Annotated in this window: 12 protein-coding genes and 2 pseudogenes; 13 read left to right on the top strand and 1 reads right to left on the bottom strand. The window is 65.0% G+C overall.

Features of this window, described 5'->3' with window-relative positions:
- The first annotated feature begins 438 nt into the window (after nt 1-438).
- The 11 genes from ACH49N_RS30420 to ACH49N_RS30370 all read left to right on the top strand — a co-directional run bounded on the left by ACH49N_RS30420 (nt 439) and on the right by ACH49N_RS30370 (nt 13444).
- Nucleotides 439-1209 carry an ABC transporter ATP-binding protein gene (locus ACH49N_RS30420; protein WP_358276519.1) on the top strand — a complete coding sequence of 257 codons (771 nt, stop codon included), beginning with the start codon at nt 439-441 and terminating at the stop codon, nt 1207-1209.
- A complete protein-coding gene (locus ACH49N_RS30415; RefSeq protein ID WP_358276520.1) occupies nt 1206-1940 on the top strand; it encodes an ABC transporter ATP-binding protein in 735 nt (244 codons plus the stop codon). Before ACH49N_RS30420 ends, ACH49N_RS30415 begins: the two co-directional genes overlap by 4 nt.
- Nucleotides 1941-1942: 2 nt before the next feature.
- Nucleotides 1943-3817 carry an ABC transporter permease gene (locus tag ACH49N_RS30410; RefSeq protein WP_358276521.1) on the top strand — a complete coding sequence of 625 codons (1875 nt, stop codon included), beginning with the start codon at nt 1943-1945 and terminating at the stop codon, nt 3815-3817.
- 148 nt (nt 3818-3965) lie between these two features.
- Nucleotides 3966-5222: an ABC transporter substrate-binding protein gene (locus ACH49N_RS30405; protein ID WP_358276522.1), complete on the top strand. Its 1257-nt coding sequence runs from the start codon at nt 3966-3968 to the stop codon at nt 5220-5222.
- Between the two features lie 218 nt (nt 5223-5440).
- Nucleotides 5441-6448, top strand: coding sequence for an NADP-dependent oxidoreductase (locus ACH49N_RS30400; RefSeq protein ID WP_358276535.1), 1008 nt, complete (start codon nt 5441-5443; stop codon nt 6446-6448).
- A 195-nt stretch (nt 6449-6643) separates the two neighbouring features.
- Nucleotides 6644-8644, top strand: a complete 2001-nt coding sequence (locus ACH49N_RS30395; RefSeq protein ID WP_358276523.1) for an acetoacetate--CoA ligase — start codon at nt 6644-6646, stop codon at nt 8642-8644.
- On the top strand, nt 8632-9492 hold the full coding sequence (locus ACH49N_RS30390; RefSeq protein ID WP_358276524.1) for a fumarylacetoacetate hydrolase family protein: 861 nt from the start codon (nt 8632-8634) through the stop codon (nt 9490-9492). The genes ACH49N_RS30395 and ACH49N_RS30390 overlap by 13 nt, the downstream gene beginning before the upstream one ends.
- 33 nt (nt 9493-9525) lie before the next feature.
- The gene (locus ACH49N_RS30385) at nt 9526-10098 is read left to right on the top strand and encodes a VOC family protein (protein ID WP_358276525.1); all 573 of its coding nucleotides are present in this window, start codon (nt 9526-9528) and stop codon (nt 10096-10098) included.
- Nucleotides 10099-10131: 33 nt separating this feature from the next.
- Nucleotides 10132-11898, top strand: a complete 1767-nt coding sequence (locus ACH49N_RS30380) for an FAD-dependent monooxygenase (RefSeq protein WP_358276526.1) — start codon at nt 10132-10134, stop codon at nt 11896-11898.
- 40 nt (nt 11899-11938) lie between these two features.
- On the top strand, nt 11939-12706 hold the full coding sequence (locus ACH49N_RS30375) for an SDR family NAD(P)-dependent oxidoreductase (protein ID WP_206017166.1): 768 nt from the start codon (nt 11939-11941) through the stop codon (nt 12704-12706).
- A gap of 426 nt (nt 12707-13132) precedes the next feature.
- The gene (locus tag ACH49N_RS30370) at nt 13133-13444 is read left to right on the top strand and encodes a YciI family protein (protein ID WP_358276527.1); all 312 of its coding nucleotides are present in this window, start codon (nt 13133-13135) and stop codon (nt 13442-13444) included.
- 143 nt (nt 13445-13587) lie between these two features.
- Here the strand turns inward: ACH49N_RS30370 and ACH49N_RS30365 are convergent.
- A pseudogene (locus tag ACH49N_RS30365) lies at nt 13588-13906 on the bottom strand (winged helix-turn-helix transcriptional regulator); the annotation flags it as partial.
- A gap of 76 nt (nt 13907-13982) precedes the next feature.
- Here ACH49N_RS30365 and ACH49N_RS30360 point away from each other — a divergent pair.
- The gene (locus tag ACH49N_RS30360; RefSeq protein ID WP_358276528.1) at nt 13983-14594 is read left to right on the top strand and encodes a malonic semialdehyde reductase; all 612 of its coding nucleotides are present in this window, start codon (nt 13983-13985) and stop codon (nt 14592-14594) included.
- Nucleotides 14595-15485: 891 nt separating this feature from the next.
- A pseudogene (locus ACH49N_RS30355) lies at nt 15486-16061 on the top strand (integrase core domain-containing protein); the annotation flags it as partial.
- Nucleotides 16062-16167 lie beyond the last annotated feature (106 nt).

The raw sequence follows: 16167 nt of genomic DNA, 5'->3' as shown, positions 1-16167 counted from the left end.
CCACTCGACGTCGGTGGTATCGGAGGGATAGCGGCGAGCCCGGACCCCTGCCATGGGCCGATCGGCGACCGAGTGCAAGGTGGCCAGGTAATCCTTCTCATCATGATCCAGGTGCGATGTCAAGATCATCAGGAGAAGCCCTACCCGGCCAGGTTGGGGCGCGCCAAAAACAATCTCCAAGAACATCTTTCGCGAATCGTCTCCGGTAGTCGGGAGGACGCGGACCGCGGCGGTGGCCAACCCGATCGCGTCGCGACCATGGCGTCGAACTGCTCCGAGACCAGTGCGATCTGCTGTCAATCACGCGATTCCACATCGTCGTTGCAAGACCGTCTTCACAAAACACTGTTGCACAATGTACTGTGTGCCAAGTCGCAAAGTCGTGCAGCCGGTGACGTGAATCACCGAGGCGCCGACGCTCAATGAGGAGGCCACCGAGTGGGACTGCTGGAACTGACGGAACTGACGGTGCAATACGGCGGGCTGCGCGCGGTCGATGCGGTGTCTCTCGATATTCCCGAGGGGGCGTTCGTTGGGCTGATAGGTCCGAACGGCGCCGGTAAGACCACCCTGATCGATGCCGTGAGTGGGCTCGTGCCGTCGTCGGGCTCGGTGCGATTCGCTGGCCGGAACGTCGAACGGATGCCGCCGCACAAGCGGGCGCGAGTCGGCTTGGCCCGAACGTTTCAGAGCATCGAGCTGTTCGATGACCTGAGCATTCGCGAGAACTTGTTGGTCGCGGCGGAGGGGGCGTCTTGGCTGTCCATGGTGCGGGCGCCGTTCTGGCCTTCCCGGTCGGCCGATGCCGCGCACCGTGTCGAGCAGGCGCTAGCGAGTCTTGGGATCGAGGATCTGGCGGGCCGAATGCCGGACAGTGTTTCGCTGGGCCAACGCAAGCTGGTCACGGTGGCGCGGGCGGTGGCGGCCAATCCGCGAATGGTGTTGCTCGATGAGCCGGCGGCTGGCCTGGACTCCGCGGAGAGCATCGAACTGGGACGTCAGCTGCGTCAGCTCACGACCGATGGCCGGACGGTGCTGCTGGTCGACCACGACATGGGTCTGGTGCTGAGTGTCTGCGATTACGTCTATGTGCTGGAGTTTGGTCAGATCATCGCGCAGGGATCGGCTGCGGCGGTGTTGCAGGATCCGCGGGTCGTGAAGGCCTATCTGGGATCCGAGGCCGCCGCACCCATGGAGAGTGTGCTGTGACGACGCCGGTCCTGAGTATGGCGAACGTGACCAGCGGCTACCGGGGCATCCCGGCGATCCGTGACATCAGTTTCGAGGTGTTACCGGGGGAGATCGTCGCTATCCTGGGCGCGAACGGCGCAGGGAAGTCCACCACGCTACTGACGCTGGCCGGTGTGCTGACGCCGATCTCGGGTGCCGTGGAGGCACTCGGAGCGCCGGTGGCTGGGGGCAGGCCGCATCTGGTCAGCCGGCGTGGTGTCTGCCTCGTGCCCGACAATCGTGCCGTGCTCTCCGGCTTGACGGTGCGGGAGAACCTGGCGGTCGCGTTGAGCAGAGCCACGGCCCGAAAGTCGACCGAGGTCGCCCTCGACCTTTTCCCTCCGCTGCGGAAGAAGCTGGATATCCGAGCGGGTCTGCTGTCCGGTGGCGAGCAGCAGATGCTGGCGGTCGGGCGGGCACTGAGCCGGGAGGCGAAAGCCATCCTCATCGACGAGATGAGCATGGGCCTTGCGCCCGTCGTCGCTCAGTCCCTCGCGCCGCCAGTGAGGCGCGCGGCCACCGAGCTCGGCGTCGGTGTACTGCTGGTCGAGCAGCACACCGACCTTGCCCTGGACATCGCCGACCGGGCCATCGTTCTCAGTCACGGGGAGATCCGGCTGGCGGGATCGGCAGCCGAGCTCGGCAAGCGCCGTGACCTGCTCGAGGCCAGCTACCTCGGCGAGGTCGATCCCGCCGCGATTGGAGAATAGCCATGGATCAGCTGCTGTTGTTCGTCATGCTCGGGCTCGGTGCCGGAGCGGCATACGCCCTCCTCGGGCTCGGAATCGTCCTTATCTACAAGGGGTCCGGAGTCGTCAACTTCGCCCAGGGCGCGATCGCCATGTTCAGTGCTTTCGTCTGCAGTGCACTAGTCAGGGAGGGGGTTCCAGCGCCACTTGCCCTCTTCGTGACCTGCATCCTCAGCGCGCTCGCGGGCGTCAGCATCTACGTGCTGGTCATGAAGCCTCTACGGAACGCCTCTGCGCTCTCCCAGGTCATCGCCTCGATCGGGTTGCTACTGACGCTCAACGCTCTCGCGGTGCTGCTCTGGCACAACAGCATGGCGACCGGGCAGCAGGCGGCGCGTCTGCTGCCCGTCACTACAGTCGAGTTCTTGGGTGTTTCCTTGGGAGTAGACCGGCTCTACCTTCTCGGCACCGCTGTCGTCATCACGGCCCTGCTCGCCTGGCTTTACCGTCACACCGGCTTCGGGCTGGCCACGCGTGCGGCTGCTGAGTCCGAGCGTGCTGCCTCTCTCTTGGGGATCTCCCCGGACCGCGTCGCCGCGGCGAATTGGGCGCTGGGCTGCGCTCTCGCGGGTCTGTCGGGTGCGCTCATCGCTCCGATTTCTGGGCTCAACGTGAACGCACTGACCTTCATCGTGTTGCCCGCACTGGCCGCCGCGCTCGTCGGGAGCTTCACCTCCTTCGCTCTTACCGCTGTGGCCGGAGTCCTCATCGGGATCGGCCAGTCGGTGGTGACGGGCTTCTGGACGCTTCAGGGGATGGCAATCGCACTCCCGCTGGTGGTCGTAGTCATCGCTATCGCGGTGGCAGGGAAGCGAATTCCGCTCCGGGGCACACTCACACCGCCGCGGCCGGCCAGGGCAACCGACGGCCGTGTCACGCCGGTCTGGCTGATCCTGGTTCCGGTCGTGATCATCGGTTCCTTGCTGCTCACGGGCAACGAGCTCAAGGCGGCTATCACCGCGTCGATGATCGCGGTCATCGTGGCCCTCTCCCTCGTGGTGGTGACGGGCTACGTCGGCCAGGCGAATCTTGCCCCCCTGAGCTTCGCGGCGGTCGGCGCGTTCGGCGCGTCGCTGCTGGGCACCAACCTGGGGTTGCCATTCCCACTGCCGATCGTCCTCACCGCGTTCATCACGATGTTGATCGGTGCGCTCATCGGCCTGCCGGCATTGCGTATCCGCGGGGTGAACCTGGCGGTGATCACGCTCGGTATAGGTATTGCCGTTGATGCCGCGGTGTTCCAGAATTACGAGGTGTCCGGTGGACAGACCGGGCGGCTTGTGCCAGCCCCGTCGATCTTCGGGCTCTCGCTCGACGCCGCGACCAACCCGACCGCGTTCGCTCTGATGGTCTTCGTTGTTCTGGGTCTGGTGACACTCGGGGTGGCCAGTCTTCGACGAAGTGCCGTCGGGCGCAAGATGCTGGCGGTCCGGGCGAACGAGCGCGCCGCGGCGGTCGCCGGCGTCAACGTCGCCAGTATCAAGATCTACGCCTTCGCTCTGTCGGCCGCCATCGGTTCGGTCGGCGGTGGACTGCTCGCGTACCAGGCGGGTGCGACCTCCGGCAACAACTTCGTCACTGCGTTGTCTCTGTCGGTGGTGGCGGTGGCCTTCATCGGCGGAATTGCAGCGATCAGCGGCGCGTATCAAGCCGGGTTCCTGGTGACCGGCGGCGTGTTCTTCGTGCTCCTCAACCAGATCTCGGGGATCGCGCAGTACTGGGATGTCCTCACCGGCCTGCTCTTGGTGGTGACCGTCGTCCTGCAGCCCGACGGCATCGCGTTGAAGAACCAGGAGATCAAGAATGCCATCCGCACGCGACTACGTGCCACGGCCTGAGATGCCAGTTCCACGCCAGCATGATTGTTTCAAGACTTCACGAACCACACCCCCACACGCGAGGCGTCGAACGGCCCTCTGCACCTGCTCGCCGAGGTTGCCGCGAGGACGTTCGTACCTACCCATCGTCCATTGATCAGGAGTGCACATGAATCATCGAAAGAGACTGGGACTCACGGCAGTGCTTGCCGTCGCCGCACTCCTCACCGGAGCGTGCGGCAGCGGTGAGGCCACGAGCTCGGGTGGGAATTCCCTACTGGACGAGGCGGCGGCGAAGCTGACCGGCGAGCCCATCGTCATCGCCGACATCAGTGAAGTCAGCGGTGTCCCAGGCTTCGCCCCCTCGGCAATGCCGAACGGGGCGAAGGCTGCCGCGGCGTACATAAACGACAACGGTGGTATCGGCGGGCGGCCGATCAAAATCACGAGCTGTGACTCCAAGTTCGACCCGGGCGCCTCCGCGGCGTGTGCTCAGCAGGCGGTCGCGCAGAAATCGCTGGCCGTCATCGGGATCGACGACTTCTCGAGTACCGGAGGTGATGCCCTTTTCGAGAAGAACAACATCATCACCATGAACTCCCCGAATCAGCCGACTCTGATCCAAAGCGCGAACTCTTTCGCCATCGGGCCGGGCGGGGTCGGTGAGTTCTATGGACTCGGCCACTACCTCGGCACCACGGCCAAGCTGAAGAACATCTCGTTGCTGATGCAGGACCAACCGGTGGGCCGCACCTACGCGCAGCAGCTCGAAAAGGCGGCGAAGGAGGCCGGCGTCGAGACCGTGAACACGGTCTTCTTCAATCCCCAGATCACGGACTTCTCCGCTTCGGTCGCCAAGGTGACCAGCACGGATCCCGAAGCCGTCTTCACCCTGGTCAACGGCAGTCAGATCCCGCAGGTGTGGGGTCAGCTGCAACAGCAAGGGATCGAGCCCGAACAGATCTACATCCACAGTGTGGCAATGGACGCGGAGGTCTTCGAAGCCGCCGGCCCCGCGGCCGTCGGCGCGAACGTGATCAGCGAGTTCACCAACCCTGACGATCTGAACGATCCCGATGTGAAAATCTTCCGGGAGGCGATGGATAAGTACGGGTTCGGGGACATCGCCCGCTCCGCACTGGCCGAGTGGGGCTTCGCCAACGTCATGTTCCTGGCGGACGCTGCCAACACCATCGGAGCAGACAAGGTCAACGCAGCCACCCTCAAGGAGTACCTTACGACGACTCTGGCGCCGGGCAGCACCACCACTATCCCGACCTTCCTCGGAAGCCCCGCCGGTGCCGCGCCACCGGAGTTTCCCGGCATTCACCGCCCGGGAATCTCGATCCTGAGGTGGGACGGGACGAAGTTCGTCACCGTTGAGGGCTTCTTCACTCCTCCGCAGTTGCAACCCGCTCAACCCTGACCATCCCTGGGTCAGAGACAGCCCGGTGCGAGTTCGAAGGTCGGAGGTAGCGATGCCAGATGAACGCGGCGACCTCGGTGAAGGGAAGTCCCGTGGCTGAGCTCGATCGGCGACACGGATCCGCTTCGACAAATATTTCCGTACCTACAAATACAGCATATTGTGCACAATCTAGTCTGACTCGTTGAGGAGCAACCGTGTCCCGCAACCTCCAGATCGTGCTGGACCGCCGTCCAACCACCTTGCCGATCGAGCAAGACTTCGTCGAGCGTGAGGGAGAGATTCCTGAAGCGGGCCCAGGACAGATCCTCGTCAGAACTCTCATCGTCTCTATCGAACCCGCCATGCGCGGTTGGATTCTCGACGCTCCGAACTATCTGCCACCAGTCCCCGTGGGAAGTCCCATGCGAAGCTTCGGCGTCGGCGAGGTCGTCACCTCCAACCTCGAAGGGTTTCGTGCGGGGGACTTGGTGGTCGGATTCACCGGCTGGCAGGAGTGGGCGACCATGAATAAGTCGGAGATTCAGCGCCGGATCGATCCTGATCTCGCGCCGATCTCGACTTCGCTCGGCGTGTTGGGCGTCACTGGCCTCACGGCCTATGTCGGGATGATCGATATCGGACGGCCGGGGCCCGGCTCGACTGTCCTGGTCACTTCTGCGGCGGGTGCCGTGGGCTCCGCCGCAGGTCAGCTAGCGGCGCTCAGGGGTGCACGGGTAGTCGGCCTGACGGGTTCGGACGACAAATGCCGCCAGTGCATCGAGTATTTCGGCTTCGACGCAGCCATCAACTATCGCGAGGAAGGTGATCTGGCCGAGGCGATCCGCCGCGAATGTCCGGACGGTGTCGACGTGTTCTTCGACTCTGTCGGCGGAGCAACGTTCGACGCCGCGCTGGAGAACCTCAATGTCGGTGCCCGCGTTGCGGTTTGTGGAACAATCAGTTTGCCGCCAGATGGAAAAGCCGTCGGTCCGCGAATCGAGCGCCGCATATTGGTCAAACGGATTTCGATTCAAGGCTTCCTTGCAACCGACCACTTCGCCCGGTTCGATCAGATCATCGCTGAAATGTCGGTGTGGCTGCAAAATAGCAAGATTCGCCATCTCGAGGAGATAGCTCCTTCCTTGACCGATGCGCCTGCGGCGCTGGTCCGACTGCTCGAGGGCCGGAACATGGGGAAGTCGCTTGTCCGGGTTGCCGACCGGTGCCAGAAGGACCTCTCGTGACATCTGGTGTGGCACTGACTCCATGTGTCATCTGTGCCGCCCCGTCGTCCTGGGCGGTGGGGTCTGTGCTTGTGGGATGTGCGACAGCATGAGCAGGACATTGCCGCTATCAATTACAACAAATGGCATTGGCCCAGTCGTCGAGTGCGACGGGCATGCTCGAAGGAGATCGCCAATGACGCCCGGAGATGGACAGTGACCGCCGAGACGAACAACGAGATTCTCTGGACCCCGTCCACCGAGCGGCGCGCTGCGAGCGGACTGGGTCACTACTCCGACTGGATCGCCGAGCGGGCGGGTGTGCCGGCCGACGATTACGAGGCGCTATGGGCCTGGTCGGTCCGGCCAGGCAGCGGGTTCTGGGCGTCGCTGGCTGAATTCCTCGATGTCGCCGCGGACGGCGACTGGTCGCCGGAGCGGGATCCGGCCCGGTCCGGGTTCTCCGGTGCGGGGTGGTTCCCCCAGGTCCGCCTGAACTACGCGGAGCAGGCCCTGCGCGGTGACGATGCCGCCGGCCCCGCGCTGATCCAGGTCAGCGAGGACTGTCCGACCCTCGAGGTCTCGTGGACCGACTTGCACCGGCACGTGGGCGCTTTCGCCGCCCGGCTGCGTGAGTGGGGGATCCGCCCGGGCGACCGTGTCGCCGGGTATCTGCCGAGCATTACCGAAGCCGTGATCGCACTGCTCGGCAGCGCCGCGGTGGGAGCGGTGTGGACCTGTTGCGCCCCCGACTACGGCACCGACGCGGTAATCGACCGGTTGTCGCAGGTGCAACCACGGATACTTGTGGCCGCCGACGGCTACCGGTTCGCCGGCCGCGACATCGACTGCGTCCCGGCGATCCGACAGCTCGCGCAGAGCCTCCCGGGGCTCGAGCGGGTGGTCGTGGTGCCGCGGATCCACGACGCGGTCGATCTCGACCTGCCGGTCACAGTAACCACCTGGGCCGAGATCGTCGCGGACCCGGCAGAGCTGGTCTTCGCGCGACTGCCCTTCGATCATCCGCTGTGGATTCTGTACTCGTCCGGGACCAGTGGGCCGCCGAAAGGCATCGTGCACTCCCAGGGCGGCATCGTGCTGGAGCACCTGAAATGGTTGGCGCTGCACGCCGACGTACGTGCCGGGGACCGGTTCTTCTGGTTCAGCTCGACGGCCTGGGTGGTGTGGAATGCTGCAGTGGCGGCGCTGATGGTGGGCGCGACCGTCGTCCTCTACGACGGTTCGCCGAACCGGCCGCGCCCGGACCGACTTTGGGAGATCGTCGCCGCTACCGGGGCGACGCAGTTCGGCACCAGCGCCGGTTACCTCACCGCCTCCCGACAGGCCGGTCTGGTCCCGGGCCGTGACCATGACCTGAGCGAGCTGCGGTCTGTACTCTATTCCGGCTCGGTGCTGCCGGTGGACGGCTGGCGTTGGGTCTACGACCGGGTCAAGTCCGACCTCTGGCTCGACGCGCCCTGCGGTGGCACCGACGTCGGCACCAGCTACGTCGGCGGCAACCCGCTCGCGCCGGTGTATGCCGGAGAGATGCAGTGCAGGCTGCTCGGTGCTCGGGTGGAGTCCTGGGACGAGGACGGTCGGCACGCCACCGACCGCATCGGAGAGCTCGTCGTCGCCGCGCCGATGCCGTCGATGCCGGTGCGGTTCTGGAACGACCCGGACGGCCTCCGATTCCGTGAGGCCTACTTCGACGTCTATCCCGGAGTGTGGCGGCACGGTGACTGGATCACAATCACCTCGCGGGGCACGGCCCTCGTACACGGCCGTTCGGACTCGACGATCAATCGCCACGGCGTACGGATCGGCAGCGCGGACATCTACGCTGCGGTCGACCGGATCCCGGAGATCGCTGACAGCCTGGTGATCGGTGCCGAGCTGGACGGCGGCGGGTACTGGATGCCGCTGTTCATCACACTCGTCGACGGCGCCCGCCTCGACGAGGAATTGCGTATCCGGATCGCTGACGAGATCCGCCGGCAGGGCTCCGCCCGGCACGTACCGGACGAGATCCTGCTGGCGCCGGCGATTCCGCGCACGCTTACCGGAAAGAGGCTGGAGGTGCCTGTCAAACGGCTGTTGCAGGGCATCGGCCAAGACACTGCGGTCAACTCCGGCGTAGTGGACCACCCCGACGTGCTGCCGTGGTACTCCGAGATCGGGGCACGGCGCAGAAAGGAAGAAACATGCGCATCCTGAACGTCGCCGGCCGGCTGACGATCGACGTCGACGGCGAGCGGGGGGTCGACGTCGAAACGGCCAGCCGTGGCCGCTTCGGATCGGATCCGCAGGCGATCTATGAGAGCTGGGACGAGTTCCGGGACTGGGCATCGGGCGATTGGTCGGCGGCCGACACCGTCGACGTCGACGGCGACGCTCTCGGCGCCCCCGCCCCTCAGCCCCGGCAGGTCTTCGCCATCGGCCTGAACTACCGCGAGCACGCGATCGAGGCGGGGCTGGAGCTGCCTCAGGCCCCGATGGTGTTCACCAAGTTCCCGTCCAGCGTCACCGGGCCTCGCGGCGTGATCGATCTGCCCGAGGGATCGGTCGACTACGAGGTGGAGCTGGTGGCCGTGGTCGGGCGGACGGCCGCCGGTGTGCGGGCCGAGGAGGCGTGGGCGCATCTGGCGGGTATCACCGTCGGCCAGGACCTCTCCGAACGGGAGCTGCAGGGCGCCGGACCGGCACCTCAACAGTTCAACATGGGCAAGTCGTTCGCGGGATTCGCTCCGATCGGGCCCGCGCTGGTCACTCCTGACGAGTTCGAGGACCCGGACGACATCGAGATCAGCTGCTCGCTTAACGGTGTACTGGTCCAGAAGACACGCACCAGCGACATGATCTTCTCGCTGCCGGAGATCGTGGAGTTTCTGTCCTCCGTGGTGACGTTGTACCCGGGGGATCTCATCTTCACCGGCACCCCGTCCGGGATCGGGTGGGCGCGTAAGCCGAAGTTGTTGATCAGCCCGGACGACGACCTCGTCACCGCCGCGGACCTGGTCGGCGAGATGCATCATACGTTCCGGCGCGCCCGCAACCATGGCTGAACGAACGCACCAACATTGGAGATGAGTACTCGGATGAGCACCAAACCCTATCTCGCGCACGTAGTTCTGCAGACCAGCCAGCTGGCGGAGATGCGCAACTGGTACAACACGGTCCTCGAGGCGCACACCGTCTACGAAGGACAGGGGTTGTGCTTTCTGACCTTCGATGAGGAGCACCACCGGCTCGCCCTCATTCAGCCCCCCGTGCAGCTGGAAAAGAAGAACCCGGCAGCCTCCGGCATGCACCACACTGCCTACACCTTCGATCACCTCGACTCGTTGCTCGCACGTTATGCCGAGCTCAAGGAGCAGGGCATCACTCCGGTCGCGCCGGTGCAGCACGGGGTGACGACCTCTCTGTACTACCGCGATCCGGACGGCAACTTCGTCGAACTGCAGGTCGACAACTTCCGCACCCCCGACGCGGCCACGGCCTACATGGAGGGCGAAGAGTACGGCCGGGACCCCGTCGGAGTCGGCTTCTCCCCAGACCTGATGATCACCGAACGGCGTGACGGGACGTCGGCGGAGAAGCTGCAGACCCGCGCCTGGGCGTTAAGCACCACACCGGACCTGCCGCCCCCGGCCGAAGCCCTGTCTTCCTGAACACGCCCTTCCGAGCACGAAAAGGAGACGTCGATGTCTCACCTTGAAGTACCCGTATTGATCGTCGGTGGCGGCGGCTGTGGCCTGTCGACCTCGATCTTCCTATCCGAACTAGGGATCGAGTCGCTGCTGGTGGAGCGGCATGCCGACACCTCACACCTACCCAAAGCCCACTACCTCAACCAGCGCACCATGGAGATCTTCCGGCAGTACGGCATCGCCGAGTCCGTCTACGCGGCCGGTGCCGGACCCGAACACTTCGGCAGCGTGCGCTGGACCACCTCACTCGGCGGCGACGGACCCCTTGACCGGCGCGTTTTCTACACAATGGATGCCTTCGGCGGCGGTGGCCTGTACGACACCTACGTCGCCGACAGCCCGGCCCTGTCGAGCAACCTGCCGCAGATCCGCCTGGAACCGATTCTGAAACGACACGCCGAGGAACGCGCGCCTGGTCGGGTGCGATTCCAACACGAGCTGCTCACCATTACCCAGGATGACAGCGGCGTGACCGCCACCATCCAGGACCGCACCACCGCCGCCGTATACGAGGTGCGCGCGCAGTACGTGATCGCCGCGGACGGCGGCAAGACCGTGGGCGAGCAGATCGGGATCGCGCTGCACGGACCCAGCGGGATGCTGGACATGGTCGGCTGCCACTTCAAGGCCGACCTCTCCGCCTACGTCGACGACGGCTGTCTGATCACGTGGTTCATCGATCCCGACGGCTCAGGGGCTTGGGGAAGCGGCGGGATGGTCCCGATGGGACCGACCTGGGGCAAGCACTCCGAAGAGTGGCAGCTCAGCTTCGCCTTCGCCCCGGGCGACCCCGAGCGGTTCGACGAGGACATGATCGTCCCGCGACTCAAGGAACTACTCCGCCTGCCCGACCTGGAGATCGAAGTGTTACGCGTCAGTCACTGGGTACTGGAGGGCGTGCTGGCCGACCACTACCAGGTCGGCCGGGTGTTTGTCGCCGGCGACGCCGCGCACCGGCATCCGCCGACCACCGGACTCGGGCTAAACACCGCGATCCAGGACGCACACAACCTGGCCTGGAAACTGGCCGCAGTAATCAAGGAGCAGGCAGCGCCCGAGCTTCTGGACAGCTACGAGCTCGAACGGCAGCCGGTCGGGGCCCGCAACGTGGACTGGGCGATGTTCACCTTCCTTAACCACTTGGTCATCGACGCAGGGCTAGGGCTGGTGCCGGGTCAACCACCGGAGGCCAACCGCGCAGCGATGGAAGCCTTCTTCGCCGAGGGACCGCGGGGCGAGACGCGCCGGGCTCGCGCCGCCGAAGTCCTCCGCACACAGCGGACCGAGTTCCAGGCCCACGACCTGGAACTCGGCTTCCGCTACGACCAGGGCGCGTTCGTCGCGGACGGGTCCGTGCCGCCAGCAAATGACCCGATGGGGACAAAGTACCTTCCCACAACTCGCCCCGGACACAGGCTTCCGCATGCTTGGCTGGAACGCGAGGGGCAGCGGCTATCGACACACGACCTCGTCGACCGGCACGGATTCCTGCTGCTCACCGATTCGACTGGCGGGGGACCGTGGTCGATGGCGGCCGCGGCGGCAGCGGAGAAGCTGGGTGTCCCGGTCACCGTGGCCGTGATCGGGGAGAGGGGCGACTTCGCCGACGTCGACGGGACCTGGGCGCGACTTCGTGAGGTCGGTGAGGGCGGTGCCGTCCTGGTCCGGCCAGACAACCACGTCGCCTACCGGGCGGGAGAGCCGGTCGCCGATGCCAGCGACTCTCTGATGCAGGCGCTCGGCGCCGTGCTCAGCAGATGACCGCGCAGTCGCAGCTGTACCAGAACAGAGGAGAAAGATTATGAGCAGCATTGAGTCGAAGGTTCTGATCGTCACCGGCGCCCTCGGTGGTATCGGCGGTGCAACGGCCCGACTCCTGGCCGACGCAGGTGCCCACGTCGTCGCGAGTGACGTCATTGACTCCGGCGGCGCCGAGCTCGCCGAAGAGCTCTCCGCTCGCGGCGCCAAGGCGTCGTTCTTCGCGGCAGACCTCGCAGAGGAGGACCAGGCCCGCGCGCTCGTCGACCATGCCGTCGAACGTTTCGCCCGGCTGGACGGCGCGTTCAACAACGCCGGGGTGCCCCAGCACGAAAAGCTCCTCGTGAACCTCACGTCAGAGGAGTTTTCCAAGGTGATGCGAATCAACGTGCTGGGGGTATTCCACTGTCTGAAGCACCAGATGCTGGCCATGACCGATGGCGGCTCGATTGTGAACACGTCGTCGGGCCTGGGGGTCATCGCGATGCCCAACGCGGCGGAGTACATCGCCTCGAAGCATGCCGTGTGCGGTCTGACCCGTGCTGCCGCGGTCGAGGGCGGGCCCGACGGGATCAGGGTCAACGCACTTCTTCCGGGGATCGTGCGCACCCCCATGGTGGAGTCGGTCTTCGGCTCGTTGGACGCACCCGAGTTCCAGGAAGGGGTACGAGCTCTGCACCTGCTCGGCCGTCTGGCCGAGCCTGAGGAAATCGGCCAGGCGGCCCGCTGGCTGCTGTCCGACGAATCGTCGTTCGTCACTGGAGCGTTGATCCCAGTCGACGGCGGCGTAACAGCCGGTCGGCGGATGTGAAGCGCAGCAGCTGACGGCGAGACCGCAGTGCTCACTGGTGCCGAGACGGGAGCACTCCGGCGGTCCGGCAATGCAGCCGGATACCTGACGTGAGCAAGCAGCGGAAGGAGCGGTCGGGCTCGCCGCCGCGACGGACCCGGCGAGTGAGCTGCTCTTCGGCCTGATCCCGACCAAGGATGTGCGCTTGTCTACCGTCCGGCGGCGAAGTTCGAACTACGACTGGGCACGGCTGCTGCTGCGGGGAAGCTATTCGCTGAAGCGTCGGCAGCGCACGCCGACGGGCGTGACTGCACCGGGCTCGCAGTCACCCTCGGTACCGACGTCGAGGAGGCCGCGTCTCCGAGGCCCGTCGTCCCGCCTAGGGGAGGACGGGCATCCTACCCACCGACCGACCTACCAACATGTAATGCCGAAGGAGCATCGAACATGCCACTTTTCGCTCTCATCTACCGCTACATCGACGACGTCACCCTCATCACCGAGCACCGCCCCGAGCACCGTGCGTACCTCCGCCAGCTCGCCGATGCGGGTGAGCTTGTCTTGGCTGGCGGCTTGGGCGAGCCGGGTCCGCCCAGCGGACTACTCGTCGTCGACGTTGAGTCCGTCAAACGCGTGGAGGAGCTCGCCGACAACGACCCTTTCCACGCGCGCGGCATCATCAAGGAGAGGTCGGTTCAGCGTTGGACCTTATCGATCGGCGAGGACCGTCTTGGCCTTCGTCCCGTGACTGCGCCCTAAAGACGGGACATCACAATAGTCCGTTGTGTCGGTCGTATCCGGCCGTCTCGGCGAAGGGTGCGTCGCGTACTCACGACCCAACAGACCCCCGCGCACAAACACCCTCCCCATCGTGGCGGATTCTTCGGGCTATGCTGACAGGTTTCGCGCGCCGGCGCCGTCACGGCGTTCAGGGACGGCAGGAGCGCCCGCCCGGCCGGCGTGAGTTCGTACGCGAGCGAGACCGGCGGGTATCCACCGAGCGCAGCACGAGTCCGGCCGAGGCTAGTTCGGCGAGCCGGTCGGACAGCACCGAATCGCTGATACCGCCCACTCCGCGCCGTAGCCGGAGGACGTGGACGGTCCCTCCTTCAGCACGCCCAGGATGACACCGCTCCAGCGCTTGCCGAGAAACGTGAAGGCGCGCGCGAGTGCCGCATCGCAGGCACGGGGTTCGTGCGTCACTTCGCCATCGTCAGCCACCCCTACACCCCTATTAATGGCGCTAGCTTCAGCCCTGTAACTGGTCGTTTAGAAGTAACAAGCAGAAAGGAAGTCAATGAGTCACGCAACTTCTTCAGGAAGAGGACTCGACGAGGCGGCACGCGCGCTGCTCTACACGGAGGCGCGCACCGCCAACAGTTTCGCTCCGACACTGGTGAGCGACGAGGAACTCGCGCAGATTTGGGAACTCGCGCGTTGGGCGCCGACGGGGGCCAATACGCAGCCGCTCCGGGTGCTGTTCGTGCGCACCGATGAGGGCCGCGCTCGTCTGGTCGAGCACATGGAAGAGGGAAACAAGGCGAAGACCGCATCGGCGCCTGCCGTCGCCGTCCTCGCGGTCGACCCACGTTTCCACGACCACATCCCGGCACTGTTTCCGTTTCGTCCCGAACTCCGCGACGTGTTCGAGGGGAACGAACAGATACGCAAGCAGACCGGGGACTTCAACGCCGCCCTCCAGGCCGGCTACTTCATCCTCGCCGTGCGGGCGCTGGGTCTGGCGGCCGGACCGATGGGAGGATTCGACGCCGACGGGATCGACAAGGAGTTCTTCCCCGAGGGACAGTGGCATTCGACCCTGGTGGTCAACATCGGCCACCCGGGCGAGAACCCTTGGTTCGACCGGCTCCCCAGGCTCGATTCGACGGAATCGGTTTCCTGGGCTTGAAGTTCCGCCGTGTTAGGGCGCGCGGCGGTTGTTGCGTTTTCCGCGGCCCTCTAGTGGGGAGGCGGCACGGAGACGTCTCAGCGGCTATATGGGCGTGATTCCGAGATGGCTGCGGCCATGTGGCTAGTGCGATGCGGGATAAGTAATTTGACGGTCAGGGCGAGAACGACTGGCACTCCCGCATATCCCTCGATGCGGCGAGGACATCCATAATCCGAGGTATTCCTCCGTCCCGATTAGACGTGAATCCCATGAACTCTCGTGAGTATCGCCAGTGGCGTCAGAGGCGCCGCGCTGCTTGGCTCGAAGTCAACCGCAAACGCAAACATCCTGACGTCGAGGCAGAGCGTCTCATCGAGTTCGCCAGCATGTGGGCACCGTACGGTGGCCCTCCCGACGAGGAACTCCTTGTGCACTTCGGAATGACAACGCGCCGGTTCATCGAGAGATTGTGGCAGGTCATCCCTGAATCGAACTGCGTCCCAGACGAGATACGCAGTTTAGCAAGCGCATACCCGCACCACCGACGAACGAGCGATTCCTCACCCATTCCGGAGGCCCCTCGGCGATCTGTTACCTGGCCGGCCAAGGCGGCTGACGTTCCGACAGGTCCCAAGAACTTGCGAAAGAAATCAGAGTAAGCGAACTCAGGCAGGAAGAAGTGTGGAACAGCCGTAACGACAATGACCTTCTCAACTTTGCGCTTCTCTGGGATCCGCTTGGAGGGCCCGCTCCGGAAAACGTTGCAGCCGCCTTCTCAATCGACATGAGGGAGTACAACCACCGGCTCCGAGGCGCTGCGAGGATCCAGATGGCCCGACTACAGCAAGGCATCACCTCTGCCGAGCACATCTATGGGCTGGCCGCAATCACAGCGCTTGAGCGGCAATCCGGTACGAGCACGACAAGCCCGGTGACCTCGTCCACGTCGACATCAAGAAACTCGGTCGAATCCCCGACGGCGGTGGACACCGCAAACTGGGCCGCGCCGCCGGGCGCCGCAACCGGCTCCGGAGTCGGCTTCTCGTACCTGCACCACGCCGTCGACGATCATTCCCGGCTCGCGTACTCGGAGATCCTCGGCGACGAGAAGAAGGAGACCGCCGCCGGCTTCTGGATCCGAGCGAGAGACTTCTTCGCCGCCCACCACATCACTGCGACGCGGGTGTTGATGGGCAACGGCTCCTGTTACCGCTCAAAGGTGTTCGCAGATGCACTCGGGCCAGAGGTCACTCACTAACGAACCAGGCCGTACCGACCGCAGACCAACGGCAAGGTCGAACGCTTCAACCGGGCCCTCGCCGCAGAATGGGCCTACGCGGACACTTACGTCACCGACGCGGCCCGCTCGGCGACCTACCATGCTTGGTTGCATCATTACAATCATCACCGACCGCACACCGGGATCAGTCACCCATCGACCGCGTCCCCGTTCACAACGTCCCAGGAATTACAACTAGGGCGTGACCGGATGTTTTAGCCTGAATCCACCGACGTGATGCCGAAGCCCGTTCCGGCCGGGCGAGTGGATGTATGGGCAGTTGCGGGCATGCGGTGACCGCTGGTCTGCCCA

The sequence above is a fragment of the Rhodococcus sp. NPDC019647 genome (genome assembly GCF_044389235.1).
In the GTDB taxonomy this organism is placed as follows: domain Bacteria; phylum Actinomycetota; class Actinomycetes; order Mycobacteriales; family Mycobacteriaceae; genus Rhodococcus_F; species Rhodococcus_F oxybenzonivorans.
The sequence above is the reverse complement of the archived record's forward strand: the minus strand, read 5'-3'. Positions and strand labels throughout refer to the sequence as shown.